We start from the raw sequence: 19,233 nt of genomic DNA on the forward strand, positions 1-19,233 counted from the left end.
AACTAAGTGTTCTGGAGGAAGCATGACCAAGACGTTGCCGAACTATATGGTCTCGTTCGCGAATTTTTACGAACGCGAGGAGGAAACTCGAAAGTCCTACCAGGCGGCACTTTCCCAGTTCGGCTACGTTCATGCCGTCGAAGTTCCTGATGAATTCGACCACTCCAGCTTTCTTTCGCGGTTCGGCACTTTTTACCCAGGCCCATCACGCAAATTGGTCGACGACATCATGCCGGAGCCTGGAATGGATGACGTCTACTACGGCTCAAATCGCAAGGCCCTGCTTCCTCACACCGAGGGGTATGAGTTCTCTGGACTTCCACCTCGCTACCTCGCGTTGTGGTGTGTGACTCCCCCCGTCGGACCCGGCGGGGAAACGACTCTCTTCGACACTCAACCTCTTTTGGAGAGTCTATCCCTTCCGGAAAGGAAGGATCTGCAAAATCGTCCCTTCTCGTGGGTATCTAGTGCAGGACTACGGCGCAATGGCCTGGGGCAAGAGGCTAAGCACCCGATCCTGGGCGATATTAATGGAAGCGCGCTCCTTCGATTCTCGCTCAATAATATTCTGATTCCAGAAGGTTCCGAATATGCAATGGCGCGATCGTTCCTCGAGCGAATCCAACGGGCTTTCGAAGGTCGACATCTCGCCATCAACTACAAGCGTAACGACATGGTGCATTGGGATAATTGGCGGGTTCTCCATTCACGCAATGCGTTTGCCGACCCTCAGCGGCACCTGAAGAGGATTCAAATTAGAGACTTGTCGGACGCTCGTGAGGCTATGGGGCATGATCGCTAGTAAGCGAAGTTCAGGCGGTTAGCTACCGCATCTTGAATCCGAGTCGGAAAAATGGATTTCTGCGCTCAACGATTTGCGCGCATTTAGCACACCGCCAGGGCTGCTCGGAGAACCGACTCCTCTGGCCGTGCCTCTCCCGAAGGTGCACGATTGCTAACTCCTGCACTGAGACCAAACCAAGAAGAACGACTCTCGCAGAGCGGATTCCTGGACTAGTTTTGCTGCCGCATCGCACCATGAAGGATTCATCATGCCGTCAAGTCTCGTGGTCCAGCATCGACCAGATCTCTCTCTGTCAGACCTACAGAAGATCCAGGCCTCAGGCGGGGCCGTTATGCGTTCTGCACACTTCGGGAACTGGTCGCCAAGCAATCTTTCCGTAGCTGAAATGGGACTTCGGTGCGTGCTCATCAATACGACGATCACGGGCCGGGACACGACCTACCATCCCGCTGGTGTAATCGTCGGCCGACGTTTTCACTCTGGGGTGGCCCGGCCCGGCAACGGTCTCGTTACCCTCAGCCGAGTCCGACAGCCACCGAAACTTAAGGCCGTGCGCCCCTTCTTCTCTTCCGGCGCAAATCTTGCATTGGCGCACCTGGAGGCCCTTGCCAAGGCGGTTCCCGATGCCGTTCTCGGCACTTATGCCGACTACTTGAACGAACATCAGACCGTTGCCTCAGCGGTTTTGGAGATATGCGCGGATCGACGCCCAGACCTTTGGTACCGTCGCGCCGACGCTCAGCGAGGCGTGGACGATCTCAGCTCAACGTCTAACAGGCCACAGAAATGGGAAGAATTCTCCCGGGAGGGTGTTGTTGGTTTCGACGGCGCCACTGAAGGCTGGTTGATCCCCAAAACGGTGATCATCCTAACCATGGCGATACTGGACGCCTTCCACTTTAAGACCCCCGAGGTCTACCATCTAAGCGGTCCCAGCATGGTGCAGTACATAGGTAGCCTGGGCGCCGATCTCGAAGACCTGTATCGAGCAGTGGCGCCTAAGATCGGCTTGCCCACACGTTTGGTCTTCAATTTGGTGCCGACTGCCCTAATGACACTCGGTGCCCCAGACGGCGAGTGCAGCAGTGTCGACAGATTGGTCGAGGCTTGGCTTGCCGTGCAGGGGACCCGCCAGCACCATCCGCTGCCGTCCCGCGCGGAGGATCGTCCCACCTTTTTCCATACACGCCAAGCTAAGCAGTCCCGGGCCCGTACAGAACTGGCATGGGCAGCAGCATCCTGCCCCTTCCCTTTTCACCGGAGCCGTGTACCGGAGTTCTGCTCCCAGTACGACCTACTTGCGCTGGACGCCACTTGGTTCGTCCACCCGTGGGGTGCCGAAACCCCTCTCGGCGAAGTGGGCCGTATGCTCCGAGCCGTCAATGATATCCGTAGTGACGCGAACACCTGAGGTAATCCGATATGTCAATTTCTGCCATCCTCGGTAAGATATCTGCGCACGAGAATCGACGTGTGGAGACAGTCAATCTCGTGGCCAGTGAGAACCTGCTGTCCCCGGCAGCCCGTGCTGTTTTGTCCAGTGACCTCACTCACCGCTACTGCATTCCTCCAGTCGACCAGCGGCCGGCGGCAGTGTGGGACTATCCCAATCAGTTCGCAGTCCGCAGCCTGGAGCAAGAAGCCGAAAAGCTGGCGTGCCGAGCTCTCGATGCTGAGGTCGCCGACGCTCGACCACTGTCTGGTAACAATGCCGCCTACATCCTGATCAAAGGGTTGATGGAACGGGGGGAGGCTATGGCTAGCGTTCCCGGCGACTGCGGTGGGCATTTCGCCACGGCCGAGATCTGTCAGCGCGAAGGTGTCGTTCGCCACGACATTGTGTACGACCGAAACGCATGTGCAATTGATGTCGAAGAAACTGCTTCCATGTGCGAGCGAGAGTGCGTAAAGCTACTTTTCCTGGATGCAAGCATGCAATCCTTCCCCTATCCAGTAAAGGAGTTGCGCGCTGCGCTTCCTTCGGATGTGATCATCGCCTACGACGCATCACATACTATGGGAATAATTGCGGGTGGAGGCTTCCAGAATCCTCTGCACGAGGGAGCCGACCTGATTCAGGGGAGCACTCACAAGTCATTGTTCGGACCTCAAAAGGCGCTCTTCGCCTACCGGCACCGTGGCGACACTTATAAGACTATACACAGCACTGTCAGCCCTCTTTTCGTATCGAACTCGCATCCTCACCACACGGCCGTGCTTGCTGTGGCCCTGCAAGAGTCCCTGGACTTCGGCCAGCCGTATGCCCGGCAGGTCGTAGCAAACGCTCGGGCGCTGGCGGGCGCGTTGCATAGTGGAGGCGCTCAGATCCCCTTTGTGGACCAGCACTTCACAGACTGCCATCAGTTCGTTTGGCCCATCGGCAACCGAGATGAGGCTGAGCGAAGGTGGGTAGCACTGGAGGCCGCAGGATTGCATGTCAACATGGTTCGAGTCCCCTTCCAGCCAGGCAAGTTCGGCTATCGGATCGGCACCTCAGAGTTGACGCGCCGAGGGATGGGGGTGGGGGAGATGGCCCAGTTGGCTGCGGTGATGTTGGACATCGTCCGCAATGATGTCCACAGCGAGGGCACGCAGAGTCACGCTGAGGCCATTCGACAGATCTCCGCCCTGTTCCCCCACTTGTACTACGGATACGAAGAATCCGGAGCACCTCTCGGTCTGCCTGTTTAGATCAGGGAGGAACGCCACAAGCCGCGTGCCCCTGGCACCATGCGAGGGGCACGTGCCGACACCCCAACTCGGCTGTCATTCCTAGCTTTTTGCTCAACGGTAGGGTGCAGCTCCCTGATCCTTCGTGTCTCTCGGCTGCTCTTCTGGAGGCCTCAACCGTGTCAAAGCCGCCCTTCACGCACCTGCACGTCCACACCCAGTACTCGCTGCTGGACGGTGCCGCACGTCTGAAGGACATGTTCAAGACGTGCAACGAGATGGGCATGACCCACTTGGCCATGTCCGACCACGGCAACCTGCACGGGGCGTACGACTTCTTCCACACGGCGAAGAAGTCCGGGGTCGTCCCGATCATCGGGATCGAGGCGTACGTCGCCCCCGAGTCGCGGCGCAACAAGCGGAAGATCAAGTGGGGCCAGCCGCACCAGAAGCGGGACGACGTCTCCGGTTCGGGTGGCTACACCCACAAGACTATGTGGGCGACCAACCAGACTGGTCTGCACAACCTCTTCAAGCTGTCCTCGGACGCGTACGCGGAGGGTTGGCTGCAGAAGTGGCCGCGCATGGACAAGGAGACGATCTCCCAGTGGAGCGAGGGCATGGTCGGGGCCACTGGCTGCCCGTCCGGTGAGGTACAGACGCGCCTGCGTCTCGGACAGTTCGACGAGGCACTCAAGGCCGCCTCCGAGTACCAGGACATCTTCGGCAAGGACCGGTACTTCCTGGAGCTGATGCAGCACGGCATCGACATCGAGCGCCGGGTCCGTGACGACCTGCTGCGGGTCGGCAAGAAGCTCGGCATCCCGCCCCTGGTGACGAACGACTCGCACTACACGTACGCGCACGAGGCGACCGCGCACGACGCCCTGCTCTGCATCCAGACCGGCAAGAACCTCTCCGACCCGGACCGCTTCCGATTGGACGGAGGCGGCTACTACCTGAAGTCCACGGAGGAGATGTACGCCGTGGAGACTTCAGAGATCTGGCAACAAGGTTGCGACAACACGCGCCTGATCGCTGAGATGATCGACACCACGGGCATGTTCGAGAAGCGCGACCTGATGCCGAGGTTCGACATCCCGGAGGAGGGCTACACCAACACCACCTGGTTCAAGGAGGAAGTGCGGCGCGGCATGAACCGCCGCTACCCCGGTGGCGTGCCCGACGACCGCCAGAAGCAGGCGGAGTACGAGATGGACGTCATCATCCAGATGGGGTTCCCGGGGTACTTCCTGGTCGTCGCCGACTTCATCATGTGGGCCAAGAACAACGGGATCGCGGTGGGCCCGGGTCGTGGTTCGGCGGCCGGTTCGATCGTCGCGTACGCCATGGGCATCACCGACCTCGACCCGATCACGCACGGCCTGATCTTCGAGCGGTTCCTGAACCCCGAGCGCGTCTCCATGCCCGATGTCGACATCGACTTCGACGAGCGCAGGCGCGTCGAAGTGATCAGGTACGTGACCGAGAAGTACGGCGCCGACAAGGTCGCCATGATCGGCACCTACGGCAAGATCAAGGCCAAGAACGCGATCAAGGACTCCGCGCGCGTCCTCGGCTACCCGTACGCGATGGGCGACCGCCTCACCAAGGCGATGCCCGCCGACGTCCTCGGCAAGGGCATCGACCTGTCGGGCATCACCGACCCCGCCCACCCGCGCTACAGCGAGGCGGGTGAGATCCGGGGGATGTACGAGAACGAGCCGGACGTCAAGAAGGTCATCGACACCGCCAAGGGTGTCGAGGGCCTGGTCCGGCAGATGGGCGTGCACGCCGCCGGCGTCATCATGTCCAGCGAGCCCATCGTCGACCACGCCCCGCTCTGGACGCGGCACACCGACGGCGTCACCATCACGCAGTGGGACTACCCGCAGTGCGAGTCGCTCGGCCTGATCAAGATGGACTTCCTCGGCCTGCGCAACCTCACGATCATGGACGACGCCGTCAAAATGGTGAAGGCCAACAAGGGCGTCGACCTGGAGATGCTCGCCCTCCCGCTGGACGACCCCAAGACGTACGAACTGCTCTGCCGCGGTGACACGCTCGGCGTGTTCCAGTTCGACGGCGGACCCATGCGCTCCCTGCTCCGCCAGATGCAGCCCGACAACTTCGAGGACATTTCCGCCGTCTCGGCCCTGTACCGCCCGGGCCCGATGGGAATGAACTCGCACACGAACTACGCGGAGCGCAAGAACGGGCGCCAGGAGATCACCCCGATCCACCCGGAGCTCGAAGAGCCGCTGAAGGAGACCCTGGGTCTCACCCACGGCCTCATCGTGTACCAGGAGCAGGTGCAGAAGGCCGCCCAGATCATCGCCGGCTACTCGCTCGGCGAGGCCGACATCCTGCGCCGCGTGATGGGCAAGAAGAAGCCCGAGGAGCTGGAGAAGAACTTCTCCATTTTCCAGGGCGGTGCCCGCAAGAACGGCTTCTCCGACGCGGCGATCCAGGCCCTGTGGGACGTCCTGGTGCCGTTCGCCGGATACGCGTTCAACAAGGCACACTCCTCCGCGTACGGCCTCGTCACCTACTGGACCGCCTACCTCAAGGCGAACTACCCGGCCGAGTACATGGCCGCGCTGCTCACGTCGGTGAAGGACGACAAGGACAAGTCGGCCGTCTACCTCAACGAGTGCCGGCGCATGAAGATCAAGGTGCTCCCGCCGAATGTGAACGAGTCGGTGCACAACTTCGCCGCCCAGGGCGACGACGTGATCCTCTTCGGCCTGGAGGCCGTCCGCAATGTCGGTACGAACGTGGTCGAGTCGATCATCCGTTCGCGCAAGGCCAAGGGGAAGTACTCCTCGTTCCCCGACTACCTCGACAAGGTCGAGGCCGCCGCATGCAACAAGCGCACCACGGAATCGCTGATCAAGGCAGGCGCGTTCGACACGATGGGGCACACCCGCAAGGGCCTCACTGCACAGTACGAGCCGATGATCGACAACGTCGTACAGGTCAAGAGGAAGGAAGCGGAAGGGCAGTTCGACCTCTTCGGCGGCATGGGCGAGGAGGACAGCAGCGAGCCGGGCTTCGGGCTCGACGTCGAATTCTCCGAGGACGAGTGGGAGAAGACCTATCTCCTCGCCCAGGAGCGCGAGATGCTCGGCCTGTACGTCTCCGACCACCCGCTGTTCGGCCTCGAACACGTGCTGTCCGACAAGGCGGACGCGGGCATCGGGCAGCTCACCGGCGGCGACTACTCGGACGGGTCGGTCGTCACCGTCGGCGGCATCATCTCGGGCCTCCAGCGCAAGATGACCAAGCAGGGCAACGCCTGGGCCATCGCGACAGTCGAGGACCTGGCCGGCTCCATCGAGTGCATGTTCTTCCCGGCGACGTACCAGCTGGTGTCGACCCAACTCGTGGAAGACGCCGTCGTGTTCGTGAAAGGCCGCCTCGACAAACGCGAGGACGTGCCGCGCCTGGTCGCCATGGAGATGCAGGTCCCCGACCTGTCGCACGCGGGTACCAACGCCCCGGTGATCCTCACCATCCCGGCGCTCAAGGTGACCCCGCCGATGATCAGCCGCCTCGGCGAGATCCTCTCCAACCACCGCGGCGACAGCGAGGTGCGCATCAAGCTCCAGGGCCCGCGCAAGACCACGGTGCTCCGCCTCGATAACCACTTCGTCACCCGGAGCCCTGCTCTTTTCGGCGACCTGAAGGTACTACTCGGCTCTTCTTGCCTGGCTGGCTGATCCAAAAAGTGCGTCACCAAAAAACCGACAAGGGCGGATTACAGGCGTGCCCTGATCTTTCGCGCAGAAAAAGAGGGGAAACGCGTATGGAAGAGCGGCAGAATGCGACTCGGAGAAGCGTGACGAAGGCGCGAATAAAGTCTCTGAAGACCGCAGGGTTTGCGTCGTGGGCTGGAATCGCGTTCGCTAGCCGTATGCCCGTCGCCATGGCGCCTCTAGCAATGGTGTTTCTAGTAAGGGATCGCCCTGACGGGCTAGCTGAAGGAAGTCTCCTAGCTACTCTCTACGTCATCGGCGAGATGGTAGGTGCACCTATTCTGGGTACCATTGCCTCCCCCCGCCGCTTGCGACAGCATTTGGCGGCAGGACTTGCCATCGGCGGCTCGGCTTTCGCGGGTGTCGCTCTTTTTCGTGATGCACCTATATGGCTCCTCATGATTCTCTCATTGATAGCCGGAGCTGCACCTGCCGCTACTCCCGGGGGGGTACAGACAATACTGACTCGTCAGTTCAAAGAAGCTGACGTACCCTTCGCCCTGTCGGTTTCTCGCGTCCATGCAACGGTCGTCTGGTCTGTCGCGCCGGCGTCAGTTGGGTACCTAGCTCTTACAGTCGCCCCGTTCACTCCCTTCCTTCTTGGCGCCCTGCTGTTTCTGCTATCTGCCAGCATGTTGATCTTCATCTCCGCCGGTTCCGGGAATATTCAAGGGAAGAAGCCGGACAGTGTTAAAAAATCAGTCACGGAATTGAGCAGAGCGTGGCCTCTTTTCCTAGGGACTGCGGCTGTAAATTTTCTCGTCGGGCTCGGCGAACTCGAGCTGGTTGCTCTGCTTTCCTCTAAAGGGATTCAAGTTATCTGGGCTGGCCCTCTGGTGGCAGGATTTTCAGTCATCGGTGTCGTCGGTACGATTGCTTTTGGTCTCGGGAAGTGGCCGGGAAACCACCGGCAGCAGTCCACCTGGCTAATAGTGATGATGTGCTCCGGAACAGTCATTTGCGCGATATCATCGAATCTTCTCCCCCTTGCCCTAGGATTTCTATTCTCGGGGCTTTTCGTTCCATGTTTCATGCTGGTTCGGAACCTGGCACTGCGCGACCTCCTGCCTGAACAATTCCACACAGCCGGATTTTCGGTTCTCTACGCCTCTTCATGCGTGGGATACGTGCTTTGTGGAGCTACAGCCAGTGTGACTCTCAAATTCTCGCAGCCGCAGACCTCGCTTATAGGCGCCGCCGGCGCTGTGGCAGTTATAACCTTCGCGTCATTTGTCGTTGAGCGGCGGCTGGCGTCAAGTCGTCAGGAACTCACAGCGACGAATTCGTTTAGTTAATTCACCCGATGGAGGGGAATATATTGACACCCGTAACTGTAGCCTTCGCTGGTTTTGGCAATCGCGCGGAACGCTATGCGCAGTGGATCGACGAGAATCCAGAACTCTGTAGAGTTGTCGCCATTGCAGAGCCCCGAGCAGTCAGGCGGGAGCGGGTTGCAGAAAAGTACGGCCTTGGCGCCAACATGGCCGTGGCTGACTGGAGGGCCCTAGCACAGTTGGGGCGCGTGGCTGACGCCATCATCATTTCCCTACCGGATCAAGACCGCGTCGGTCCGGTTGAAGAATTCTTGAAACGCGGCTATGACACCTTGCTGGAGAAGCCAATAGCGGTCAACGAGGAGGACTGTAGGTCGATTGTAGCTGCTGCAACAAAAAACAACTCTCTCTTTGCCGTCTGTCACAGTCTGAGGTATACCCCGCACACCCAGACCATCAAGGAGGCTGTAACTAGCGGACGAATAGGTGAGGTCATCTCTATTCAGCATATTGAGCCCGTAGACTATCTGCATTATGCCCACTCCTTCGTACGGGGGAACTGGAAGAAAGAGGCAGAGTCCTCGTCTATGCTATTGCAGAAATCGTGCCACGACATGGACCTTCTGCAATATTGGGTAGACAGTCCAATACGGCGAGTATCAAGTTTCGGTCGGCTGTCTCACTTTAGGCCAGCGAACAAGCCCGCCGGAACAGCAGACCGATGCATCGACTGCAAAATCCAAGACGAGTGCGCATTCTCCGCCACTCGCCAGTATCTCCCCTTGATTCGCGAAGGGCATACGTGCTGGCCGATCGATGTCGTCACGGAAGAATTCACGGAGCTTGGCGTACGCGAATCCTTGGAGGTAGGCCCCTACGGCTCCTGCGTCTATAACTCAGGAAATGATGTGGTGGATCACCAAGTGGTGAATATGGAATTCGAAAGTGGCGTAACGGGAAGTTTTACCATGGTGGGCTTCGGGTGGGATTCACGCCGCAGGACAAGGATATTTGGAACACAGGGGGAGGTGGAGGGAGATCTGGACACCGTCAAAATCGCACACTTCCCGACGCGCAGTTATGAAGAGATAGAAATCAACCCCAGTCGGCCGCCAGGTAGCATGGCCCCTCTGGGTTCTGGAAGAAATATTGCCGTCAATAGCTTGCTTAGCGCTTTCATCAAAGCTGTGAAGACCGGGGATAGATCAGGGATCCTCTCCGGCCCGGAAGAATCACTCAACTCGCATCTCGCTGTTTTTGCCGCAGAGAAATCGAGGCGAGAGGGGGGAATTGTCGATGTTTCGGCGTTGACCCACGCTTAGGGAAAGTGGGGAGGCCTGCATGCCTCAAATTAGAGTAGAGTATTCAGTGGGACTTGAAGAGAGTTTTGGAGGTTTCGCTACTCTTGCACACCCTGCTCGTCGAGTACGCTCAACTTAGTATGGGAAACTGTAAGACGCGCTTCGTTCCCGTAGCTGAAATATTTTCAGGCGATTCGCTTGCGGAGGTGCGTGAGCTCAGCTCTTCGTGCAAAGAGTCCGGGCGATGCAATTGCGGCCGCACGCATTGAGTCGAAGGTCTCCGTGAATCCAGTGAAGGCGTCCGTCAAGCACGATAAACGCCACGGGTGCTGACAGCACGGGGCCGCGGTGATCGTGCAGGCACACACGCCGGATGATGCGTCTGCGTGCTGTACGGGGTGTGGTGGCGCGAGGGACTTGGGCCACAGCCGCGATACGTGCCCCCGTTGGGTCGCACCAGTGCGAGGCAACCGCCCGCCCGGTAGCGGGGGACCCACCGGTCCAGCGTGCCGCGAGCGACCTTCACCTGCCGGCCGAATGGGTAGGTGAGCTCCTGCTCGGCCAGCTCGCGAGCGAGTTGCCCGCGCTGGCGCGTCGCGAGGTTCGTGTCGATCAGATCCTGGATCAAGCCGTAGCGGAACAGGCCCACCTGCTGCGCCCGATCCGCCTGGTGATGTCCTCGTCCTCTCGGGTGAACTGTGGTCGCTCAACGAACCGTTGCTGCCCCAGCCGGCGCCGAAGCTGGTCGAGGGCAGACCGCTGATGCCGATCCCGATTTCAAAGAGTCCTCCTGTAACTCCCGTGACGCCTGGCGGCGTGAAAATCGGTGCAGGCGTGACGCCATCGGGCGGCATGCGCCTTTCCGCCGTATCGGTCGCCAGGTACGGGCCTCGATCATGTTCTACGGAGGCTGTTCGTCCACGTCGATGGCGTTTGGGCTTGCGAGCCCGAGAAAGAGTCTGACGCGGGGGCCAGCCAGGGGTCACCGACTGTTGCCACGTGCACGCCGATCAGCACCACCGGGCCCGCTGGCAAGGGGAACGCCTGGCTCAAGGGCGCCTTGGGCGAAGCGGCCAGCGCCGCCGCCCGGACCGACACCTTTCTTGGTGCCCGCTACCGGCGGCTGGTCAAACGGCGAGGTCACGCCAAGGCCCTGGCCGCGGTCGCACGATCCATCCTCGTCATTGTCTGGCACCTGATCGACGACCCACAGGCCCGGTATCAGGAACTCGGCCCCGGACTGGCACCAGCGACATCTCAACCCGCAGCGCAAGACCCGCGACCTCGTCCGGCAGCTCGAACACCTCGGCCACCACGTCACTCTCGCCCCCACCAGCGCAGCCTGACCAACCCCGCCGCTTCGTAGTGAGACCGTTCGGCTCCGCCGAACGGCGCTGCCGCCTGCCTACGTGAACGTTGATTTTCCGTTCAGCGCCATCACCGCGGGTGCCGGACCGGCAGGCCCTGTGCGGCATCCTCTTCGTGCTGCATACCGGCATCCAGTGGGAGACCTGCCCCAGGAGCTCGGCTTCGGCTCGGGCATGACCTGCTGGCGGCGCCTGGCTGCAGGGAACGAGGCCGGTGTCTGGGACAAGCTGCACGTCCTGCTGCTGGAGAAGCTGCGGTCGAAGAACCAGCTGGATCGGGGCCGGGCGGTGATCGACTCCTCCCCCGTTAGGGCAGCTGGCAAGGGCCCAAAAGCGCGCCCCGCCCGGTCGACTGCGCACGGCCGGGCAGCAAGCACCACGTCACCGTCGACGGGCAGGGCATCCCGCTCGCGGGCCCGGTCGGCAGGCCGCGGCGCCGCCCGGATGCTCTGCTGGCTGACCGTGGCTATCACCACGACATCCACCGTCGCCTGCTCTGACAGCGCGGGATCCGGCCCGTGATCGAGAAGCGGGGCGAGGCCCGTGGCACCGGCCTGCGCATCTTCAGCTACGTCGTCGAGCGTCGCCCCATCCCTCTGGCTCCACGGGATCCGTCGCCTGCGCATCCGGTGGGAACGACGAGGCCTGGTTCGCCAATTCCTCCATCGCCCTGTCGCTCCAGTGCCTGCACCACTACGGCCGGCACGTGAGCCGATCCGAGATCCTCAACGACCCCGACGAGCACGAGGACGAGCCCAAGCGGATCGACCCGCCCGCGTTCGACGGGTACATCGGCTTCATCTGGACGGAGTTCCTCGACCGATGGCTCTGGTAGTCCTGCGTTCCGCTGCGCGCCTGTTCGTGTCCACGGTGTCGTCGCGCTGAACGGCCAGCCCGGCCGCAGACGGGGTCATGCTTCGTGCGTAACGGCCGTGTCGCCGTCACCCCGCTTCATTCACCATGCAGAGAGTCGCCTGCAAGCGGACGGCCGCGAACGGGGAATGGTGGCCGCAGCCGTCCAGGGCACCACACACTGTTCGCCTTTGTTCCGGTAGACCCGCGGGCCGTCACGAGATACGGCAGGGGGCGAGAGAGGCCGCGATGCGATGGACAATCCGTGTCAGGACATCGAGGTCCGTGGCAAAGTTCAGGCGGACGAATCCTTTGCCAGCTCGTCCGCAGTCGCCCCCATCGAGGGTGGAGATCTGCCCTCTGTCGGCGAAGTAGCGGGCTGGCGTCCTGTCCAGGGCTAGCGAACGGCAGTCAAGCCACGCCAGATAGGTGCCCTCAGGGGGGACGTAGCTGATGCACGGGTGGGCTTGCTTCAGCTGACAACCAAGGCGGTGACGGTTGCGGTCGAGCAGCCCTATGGTTTGCTCCAGCCAGGGCCTCCCGTGGCGGAAGGCCGCGGCATTCGCGACAGCGCCCAGGACCGAAGTACCGTCGGTTGCAAGTCGGTCCAGGCGCTGCCAGCGGTTGCGGTCAGCATCATTGCTTAGCAACACCTGAGCGCACTTCAGACCCGGCAGATTCCACGCTTTCGAGGCGGAGGTGGCAGTGATGGTGTGGGCAGCTGCAGCTGGACTGATCGACGCGTATGGGATGTGCTGCTGGCCGGGGTAGGTCAGTGGGGCGTGAACTTCGTCCGCGAAAACACGGCCGCCGTGTCGCTCGACAACTTCGCTGAGGGCGGCCAGTTCAGTTCGGTCCAGAACTCGCCCCGTCGGATTGTGGGGGTTACACAGGAGCAGTATGTGGCCGCCCGCCCTGAAGGCCCGGTCCAATTCTTCGAGGTCATACGTGAACCGACCTTTGATGTTGACCATATCGACTTCGATGACCGGTCGGCCCAGCACGGCAGGCACCTTTAGGAAGGGCGGATATGCAGGTGTGGGGACGATGACAGGTGTGGCGGGTTTGGAGAAGTACTGGATGGCGACATGCAAGGCGCGGACTACGTCCGGCAGGAGTTGTACATCGTCTGCATCCACGCTCCAGCCGTAGGTGTCTTGTTGCCAGTCGGCGCAGGCACGGCGCACAGAGTCTGTGAGAGCCTGTGGCAGATAGCCCAACAGGTGCTCGCGAACAGCTTCGTGCAGCGCCTCTTGGACCACTGGAGCGGTGCCGAAGTCCATTTCGGCTGCTCCTGCCGCCAGGATGTCTGGCTTCTGCATTTCGGCCCACTTGAAGTGGGCCGCTCGATTAGTACGGCGCGGGCTGGCTGCCGGCCGGTCAGATGAAGAGTCGTGGGCGAAGGCGTGAGCCTGAGTGTTCATGTGTCACATCCCGGCAGAAGGACAGGTCGGCACCTGTCCGCGGCATTCGTAGATGCCGCGGACAGAAAGGATTGGAATAGGCGCTGTTGGCCGCCTTGTCCTCTTCGGTGGCCCGGGCCTGGTCACGCGATGGGCTAACGACGAGGCATTCAGCGAAGCTGGACAACGTAGGTTCGCATGTCTGGAATCAAGCTTCGCCCGCTGGGCGGTGTACTGGTCTGGCGCTGTCGAACCGCTTCTGATGGCGTGGATGAGCCATGCGACACCTCTCGGCAGCAAGCGTGATGCCTCACTCAGTGAAGGCCTGCAGACCAGCCGCAAGACTGGCTGCCCAGTTCTGTCCGTCAAAGTCGTGGTACTTCACCTCGGCGAAGCTGAGGTCGTCCATACAGCGTGCGTTGACGCTGTAGTACCCGGTGGGGTGGGACCTGGGGCGGTAGAAGGGCAGAATGTGGCAGGTCTTGCAGAAGGTGTGGCTGGCCGATTCGCCGAACTTGTAGGGCTCCAAGTGGCCCTGACCCTTCGTGATACGGAAGCGGTCCTCGGTGACCAGGATCTCTTGGAAGCCGGACTTGAAGCAGATATCGCAGTTGCACAGAGAGACGGTCAGGTGCGACGTGAGCAGGACGTCAAATGTGACTGCCCCGCAGTGACATTTGCCTGAGTGCCAAGAGCGTTTTTCATCGGCGCGAACTTGTGCGGTTTCCGTCTTCACTCGATCCTCCAAGGGGGCTGTGTGAAGTGTGTGGAGGTGGGCGGCTCTGTACGCGGAAGCCGCCGTCGGGGTGTTCACCAGGTAATGGGCAGATCGCGCAGGCCGTTGTCGGTCTTGTTGGGCATGGCATTGCCCGGTTGGATCCATCCGCAGCGGGCGCATGCGCGAGCATCGGTGCGTGAACCCCTCAGCCCCAGGAAGAGGACGGGGAAGCGGGTCTGGTGCGGTCGGAGCTGAAGTAGGGGCCACTCAACACGGCCCGCATGCCTTCGTGCGGGCCACATGCCTCATGCGTTCATCCGCCGGGCAGCGTGACCTTGGCGACGGCGGCCTCGTCCCGGATCCGACAGCGATTGCTGGGCTTCAGGCATGGTCCGGATCCCAATTGTCACGCCATAAGTGTTCTCCACTGGTGCTGGTGGAGAACGAACGGGTTGCTTAGCTGGCGGCTGGCAACTGCACGCTCATGGGTAGCTCCGAGTGGGGCGCAGTGGAGTCGAGGCCACTGGAGGCGTGCCCTTCCAGGGCAGGCTTGCGGGTGAAGAAGACGAGCATGTCTCGCCAAGCTGACTGGTCGGCGTCCTGCGCTGCGATGGTTGAGACGCTGTGCTTTCGCTCGTGGTCGACGATCAGAATTGTGTCGAGGAAGTTGCGGTGCTGCATCACGCCGAACTGCAGTTCCGGGTCTACCTGGCCCCAGTGGGTCGCGTTCTTCTCGGCGTTGTCGTGGATGCGCGTGATTGCGCTGTCCTCGGTCATGTTCCTGCCGCCGAGGAAGACGGTCATGGTGTGGTCGACACCGTCGGCGTGAACCCCTTCCAGCGCAGGCTCGCCGGTGAGCTGAGGGGTGGTGATCGTACGAGTGTGGAAGACCGTGCAGATCCACTTGTCCGTGTTGTAGTCCTGGAACGGACGGTGGAGTATCTGAAGGTCGCCCGCGATCAAAGCCTTGAAGATCAGCAACGCCTTGAAAGTGGGATTGAGCTGGGTATTGTTGTCCATTTCGGCGAAGTGGCGTGTCTTGCCGGAGTCATGGCGGACAAAGTCCTCCTCGGCCGAGAGCACGAACGGCTGGAACTCGGTGCGGTAGGCCTGCCCATTCGCCGGGTCGATACAGAAGCGGCCGTTTCGCGCCTTGCGAAAATCGAGCGTCGGGTCAGGAGGAAGATCTTCGGTGACCTTCTTGAAATCCTCGATGCTCTCGGGGGTCGCCCCGAAGGCGGACAGGATGTCGATGAGGTCCTCGCCCTTGATGAAGGCGACTCGGTCACGCGTGTACTGCGCCTTGATGTCATCAATAGCCGCGAGAGCCTTGTGTACCGTCATGAAATTCATGAGTGTGTCCTGGATTCTGTATGTACCTAGGGGCCGGACGGCGAGGCTGCGTACAGTCTGGCTTCTTAGGCAGTGGAAGGAGAGCCTGCCGCGTGGGCGAACTGAAGCCCGGCTAGTGGCTGGTGGTGCCCTCTTGGAGGCGCGAGACCATGTGCTTGGCGGAATCAACCGGAGCGGTACCGCTCAGTGAGTGGCTGCCGGCCCCGCTGCTCTCGTTGAGTCTGCGGGCCTGATCGTTCCACTCCTCGCAGCCTGCGAAGGGGATCGTCTCGCCCTCAACGTAGTCCGGGATCGGGCGGTAGGCGTTGCCTCCGGCAACCGGGTTACCGCGGGCGAGGATGGGGTCGAGATAGACGCCTTGGCTGAGGATGCGGGTGGTGGCCGAGATATAACCGATGTCGAGTCCGCACCGTCGGGTGTTTGAAGTGTTGGGTTCAGAGGAGTGCAGCAGGTTGGGATGATGGATAGAGATGTCTCCGGGATTCAGCTCTATTTCGGTGATGCCGTGCTTCTCGATCATTTCGTCGACGAGTCGCTGGTCGGACGAGGAGAACAGCAGGTTGGGTACATCAGTGCGGGACGATGTCTTCTGCAGTGGCAGGTGTTGGGTACCTGGAATGACCCGCAGGCAACCGTTCTCTGTAGTGGTGGCGTCCACCGCGAGCCAGACCGTAAGGGCCTGCATCGGGTCGAGTTTCCAGTAGGCCCCGTCCTGGTGCCAGAGCACCGCGTGTCCGTCGACGGGCGGCTTGCATACGTAGTGCGCCGTGAAGCAGGCGATGTCCGGGCCGAGGAAGTGCTCGCCGACATCGACAAGGGAACTTTCCATAATCATGCGCACCCAAAAGGCATCGTCCCGGATCAGCGGGTGGTGGAGATGCTCCGGGCGCAGTTCGGAGTACTTATTGATGAGCCAGTCGACGTGGGTGCGAACTTCTTCCATCAGGTGCGGCGAGACGACGTCGCGAATGATGGCGTAGCCGTTCTCTTCGTACTCGACTGCCGCCTGCTCAAGTTTATTCATATTAGGGCCATCCGATTGGTTGTGAGTTGCTGGTGCGTTGGTCATACGTGATCGCCGAGACCTAATCAGCGATCAGTCGCGGCGGCGGCGAGGTATTCATCCACTGCCTTGCGTAGATCTCCTTCAATCTTCCGGTTTTCGTCAAGGGAACTCCCGATAATCAGGCACTCCATCATATTGGCTAGCCGCGGGTCACAAGCCAGAATGATTACACCTCGACCCTGGCTCTTATCAAAGGCAATCTCCTGCTCTGCAAGTAGAGCAAGTGCTTCCGGCAGGGGGACCGGAGGGACATCTCGAAGAGAGGAAACGTTATGGGTGTCGGAATAGCGTGTTCCGACCAAACGCTCGCTTATGGCATGGAGAATGGTGCCACCCCCCCATCGTGCATTGGACTCATTGAAAAGCAGCTCGCCCGAGTCCGTAAGGATCGCATCGATGTTTATGTAGCCCTGATAGCCTAGGTCAGCGGCGAGATGCGCAAATTTTGCAGCTTCTGTAACGGCACTACCGAAGGAAAATGGAGGAAGATCCGCCGGTATGTCCAAACCGACCCATACTAGTTCCTTTTGGTCCGAGGGGTTTGGCTCTAGCCGAGCAGACCCTGATGCGATGAACCGCACTTCGCGACTGTCGCTAATGTGAAACTCAAAGTAGAAGATACTGCGCGCCTTGTGATAGCTCTCCACCACGAGGACCTGCTGATCTTTCAGTTCGTCCCAGACGCTCGCGGCTACCTCTGCAACGTTTGTGATGTCAATTTTTCGAGTCTCGCGAACCCCCTCGAATGCCTCATCTATCGAGTGCTGGGTAAGGGCAATGTTCCCTTTCCCCCCAGCGGCATTATCTCCCTTAATGATGACGCTGCCCGTCTCGGGCAGGAGCCGTTCCACTGCGCGAGTCAGTGTACGCAGATTGTTTGTGATGCAACCGTTTGGAACAGGCAATCCCGCGCCTGTCGCCAATTGCCTGAAATGCGACTTGCGATTCAGTAGAACCGGCCCTCGTTGGCTGGCAAATTCCCATCCGGTTCCTGCCTTCACGCCAAGTAGACGTGACAGTTCAGCGGCACCATCCGTGAAGAAGCACGGCATGAACTGCCAAGGTTCAGAACGATTCGTCAAGAAGATCAGAGACTGCAGTTCTCCCACGAAATCCGGGGAAAGGATGACTTCGTCATTCAAGATCTCATTTCGAGTCAAGGTTAGAATCGTATCCGTGTCCACGCCGATTACTTGGCCCACGTATTCCAGGAAATCTTGCTCAATCTGGGCGGGCACGACGAGGATGTCTCCCTCTTCAATGAACCACATGTGACGCCAGCCGGACACTGTAGTCGGGTGAGAACTCGTGACACCCAAGGCGGCGGCCGGGTAATCCGCACGTACATTGATCAGGATAATCTTGGGCACGGGACCCCTCATTTCTCATTTTGGCGAATTAGTGCGCCCGCGCGGGCACCCCCGCGCACGCGCCGTTCACTCCTACCATCCGTCGTACGAGCCTCGATCACGTCCGTCCATCAGGGATACATGGGAGGTCCAAGTTGCGTCTGCGTGCACTACACGCAACGTCGTGGAGCTCGGGTAGACCTTGGCGTATAGGCAGGGGCCGTGCGCCAACGCCCCGCCCCTCTGAAGATGCGGGAACCGCAGAAGCCTCGTTGGAGAACCGCCGGCGGAGTTCTGAGCGTCGACAGGCTGTTCGGGTGCCGCGGATTGGCTAGATGGAGGGACGGCAAAAGCCTTGAACCTAATACGGACGCCATGGAAACCGGAATATCATGCCATGTCGGCATTAAGATTTCTCAATACACTCATCACCTGAGGGCGCATCTCAAGGTCACATCTCAGTAAAATGACGAGAACATTCCAGAGCGGTCTAGACATCTGTTCCCCGCCTCGCGGAGTCTTGACCGTGCCGCATCCGACGGGGAACTGATTGAAGGTTTGACTTCGCAATGCTGTTCAGGATACTGGGGGATATCGATTTTCTCGCTCCATTGAGGCAGAGTGCCACAATGGGAGGAAAGAAGGCCGAGCTGCTAGGGGTGCTGCTCCTCGGGGCGAATGAAACAGTCCCCCTGGATCGGATAGTCGAGGGGATATGGGGAAGCGAGCCGCCTAAATCTGCTATCCGAAACGTGAGAACCTATGCCTGGCAAGTTCGACGGGAGCTCGGTGACGAGGCTTACCGCTTGAGCCATTCACCAGGGGGGTACAAAATAGCATGCGCAGCATCCGAACTCGATCTTTACATTTTCCAGCAGCTAGCCGATGAGGGATTTCGGGCAGCGAAGAGAGGGGAAACTGCTACTGCTTCGGAAAAGCTTGAAGAGGCTCTGTCGTACTGGCGCGGACAACCGTTCGGCGGCGTTCCTCTCTCGCAGTACCTTCAAGCAGAAGTCGACTGGCTGCAGGAGCGTCGTCTATGCGTTCTGGAAGAACTGCTTGGGCTTCATGTCGCGCAGGGGTCACACCATGAAGTGATTGAAAAGGCCAGGCGGGAGATAATACGACACCCTCTCAGGGAGACACTCCATGAGCATCTCGTTCGATCCCTCGTTCGGTCTGGAAGGGGTGGAGAGGCCATATCGGCTTATCTGAAAGCGAAGCAGATACTCAATGCAGAGCTTGGCGTTGAGCCTGCTGGCCCCCTGAAGAATCTCTACGAAGAGATTCTCTCGGACTCATCATGCGCCTGATCTC

13 protein-coding genes are annotated in these 19,233 nt (G+C 60.3%); 8 read left to right on the plus strand and 5 right to left on the minus strand.

From position 1 onward, the window contains the following. Nucleotides 1-22 precede the first annotated feature (22 nt). From EOT10_RS27805 to EOT10_RS42660, 7 genes are all read left to right on the plus strand, one after another. Nucleotides 23-802, plus strand: coding sequence for a TauD/TfdA family dioxygenase (locus EOT10_RS27805; protein ID WP_223281246.1), 780 nt, complete (start codon nucleotides 23-25; stop codon nucleotides 800-802). Nucleotides 803-1,355: 553 nt separating this feature from the next. Then, nucleotides 1,356-2,216, plus strand: coding sequence for a hypothetical protein (locus tag EOT10_RS27810; RefSeq protein ID WP_127831084.1), 861 nt, complete (start codon nucleotides 1,356-1,358; stop codon nucleotides 2,214-2,216). Between the two features lie 11 nt (nucleotides 2,217-2,227). Further along, on the plus strand, nucleotides 2,228-3,496 hold the full coding sequence (locus tag EOT10_RS27815) for a PLP-dependent aminotransferase family protein (protein ID WP_127831085.1): 1,269 nt from the start codon (nucleotides 2,228-2,230) through the stop codon (nucleotides 3,494-3,496). Nucleotides 3,497-3,654: 158 nt separating this feature from the next. Further along, nucleotides 3,655-7,197 carry a DNA polymerase III subunit alpha gene (dnaE, locus tag EOT10_RS27820; protein ID WP_127831086.1) on the plus strand — a complete coding sequence of 1,181 codons (3,543 nt, stop codon included), beginning with the start codon at nucleotides 3,655-3,657 and terminating at the stop codon, nucleotides 7,195-7,197. A gap of 86 nt (nucleotides 7,198-7,283) precedes the next feature. Next, a complete protein-coding gene (locus tag EOT10_RS27825) occupies nucleotides 7,284-8,528 on the plus strand; it encodes an MFS transporter (RefSeq protein ID WP_348539245.1) in 1,245 nt (414 codons plus the stop codon). An 8-nt stretch (nucleotides 8,529-8,536) separates the two neighbouring features. Further along, nucleotides 8,537-9,829, plus strand: a complete 1,293-nt coding sequence (locus EOT10_RS27830; protein ID WP_127831088.1) for a Gfo/Idh/MocA family protein — start codon at nucleotides 8,537-8,539, stop codon at nucleotides 9,827-9,829. A 2,052-nt stretch (nucleotides 9,830-11,881) separates the two neighbouring features. Continuing rightward, entirely contained in the window at nucleotides 11,882-12,010 is a 129-nt protein-coding gene (locus EOT10_RS42660) for a hypothetical protein (RefSeq protein WP_262985449.1), read from the plus strand. A gap of 232 nt (nucleotides 12,011-12,242) precedes the next feature. On the opposite strand, the gene EOT10_RS27845 is transcribed toward EOT10_RS42660, so the two are convergent. The 5 genes from EOT10_RS27845 to EOT10_RS27865 all read right to left on the minus strand — a co-directional run bounded on the left by EOT10_RS27845 (nucleotide 12,243) and on the right by EOT10_RS27865 (nucleotide 17,937). Next, entirely contained in the window at nucleotides 12,243-13,310 is a 1,068-nt protein-coding gene (locus EOT10_RS27845; protein ID WP_262985447.1) for a MalY/PatB family protein, read from the minus strand. Nucleotides 13,311-13,740: 430 nt separating this feature from the next. Beyond that, a complete protein-coding gene (locus tag EOT10_RS27850; protein WP_223281247.1) occupies nucleotides 13,741-14,166 on the minus strand; it encodes a GFA family protein in 426 nt (141 codons plus the stop codon). Nucleotides 14,167-14,604: 438 nt separating this feature from the next. After that, nucleotides 14,605-15,501 carry a 2OG-Fe dioxygenase family protein gene (locus EOT10_RS27855; RefSeq protein ID WP_223281248.1) on the minus strand — a complete coding sequence of 299 codons (897 nt, stop codon included), beginning with the start codon at nucleotides 15,499-15,501 and terminating at the stop codon, nucleotides 14,605-14,607. Between the two features lie 112 nt (nucleotides 15,502-15,613). After that, nucleotides 15,614-16,525 (minus strand): phytanoyl-CoA dioxygenase family protein, encoded by a 912-nt coding sequence (locus EOT10_RS27860; protein WP_127831091.1) that lies wholly within the window; start codon nucleotides 16,523-16,525, stop codon nucleotides 15,614-15,616. Between the two features lie 65 nt (nucleotides 16,526-16,590). Beyond that, the gene (locus EOT10_RS27865; protein WP_127831092.1) at nucleotides 16,591-17,937 is read right to left on the minus strand and encodes a preATP grasp domain-containing protein; all 1,347 of its coding nucleotides are present in this window, start codon (nucleotides 17,935-17,937) and stop codon (nucleotides 16,591-16,593) included. A 548-nt stretch (nucleotides 17,938-18,485) separates the two neighbouring features. Between EOT10_RS27865 and EOT10_RS27870 the strand changes: the two genes are divergently transcribed. Continuing rightward, the gene (locus EOT10_RS27870) at nucleotides 18,486-19,229 is read left to right on the plus strand and encodes an AfsR/SARP family transcriptional regulator (RefSeq protein ID WP_127831093.1); all 744 of its coding nucleotides are present in this window, start codon (nucleotides 18,486-18,488) and stop codon (nucleotides 19,227-19,229) included. Nucleotides 19,230-19,233: the final 4 nt, after the last annotated feature.

It is taken from the genome of Streptomyces antnestii (assembly GCF_004005495.1).
Taxonomy (GTDB): domain Bacteria; phylum Actinomycetota; class Actinomycetes; order Streptomycetales; family Streptomycetaceae; genus Streptomyces; species Streptomyces antnestii.

Excerpts from the sequence above, each read along its gene's own strand:
- EOT10_RS27805 (WP_223281246.1), top strand. The coding sequence starts at position 23 with ATGACCAAGACGTTGCCGAACTATATGGTCTCGTTCGCGAATTTTTAC.
- EOT10_RS27815 (WP_127831085.1), top strand. The coding sequence starts at position 2,228 with ATGTCAATTTCTGCCATCCTCGGTAAGATATCTGCGCACGAGAATCGA.
- EOT10_RS27825 (WP_348539245.1), top strand. The coding sequence starts at position 7,284 with ATGGAAGAGCGGCAGAATGCGACTCGGAGAAGCGTGACGAAGGCGCGA.
- EOT10_RS27830 (WP_127831088.1), top strand. The coding sequence starts at position 8,537 with ATGGAGGGGAATATATTGACACCCGTAACTGTAGCCTTCGCTGGTTTT.
- EOT10_RS27845 (WP_262985447.1), bottom strand. The coding sequence starts at position 13,310 with ATGGACTTCGGCACCGCTCCAGTGGTCCAAGAGGCGCTGCACGAAGCT.
- EOT10_RS27855 (WP_223281248.1), bottom strand. The coding sequence starts at position 15,501 with ATGAATTTCATGACGGTACACAAGGCTCTCGCGGCTATTGATGACATC.
- EOT10_RS27860 (WP_127831091.1), bottom strand. The coding sequence starts at position 16,525 with ATGAATAAACTTGAGCAGGCGGCAGTCGAGTACGAAGAGAACGGCTAC.
- EOT10_RS27870 (WP_127831093.1), top strand. The coding sequence starts at position 18,486 with ATGCTGTTCAGGATACTGGGGGATATCGATTTTCTCGCTCCATTGAGG.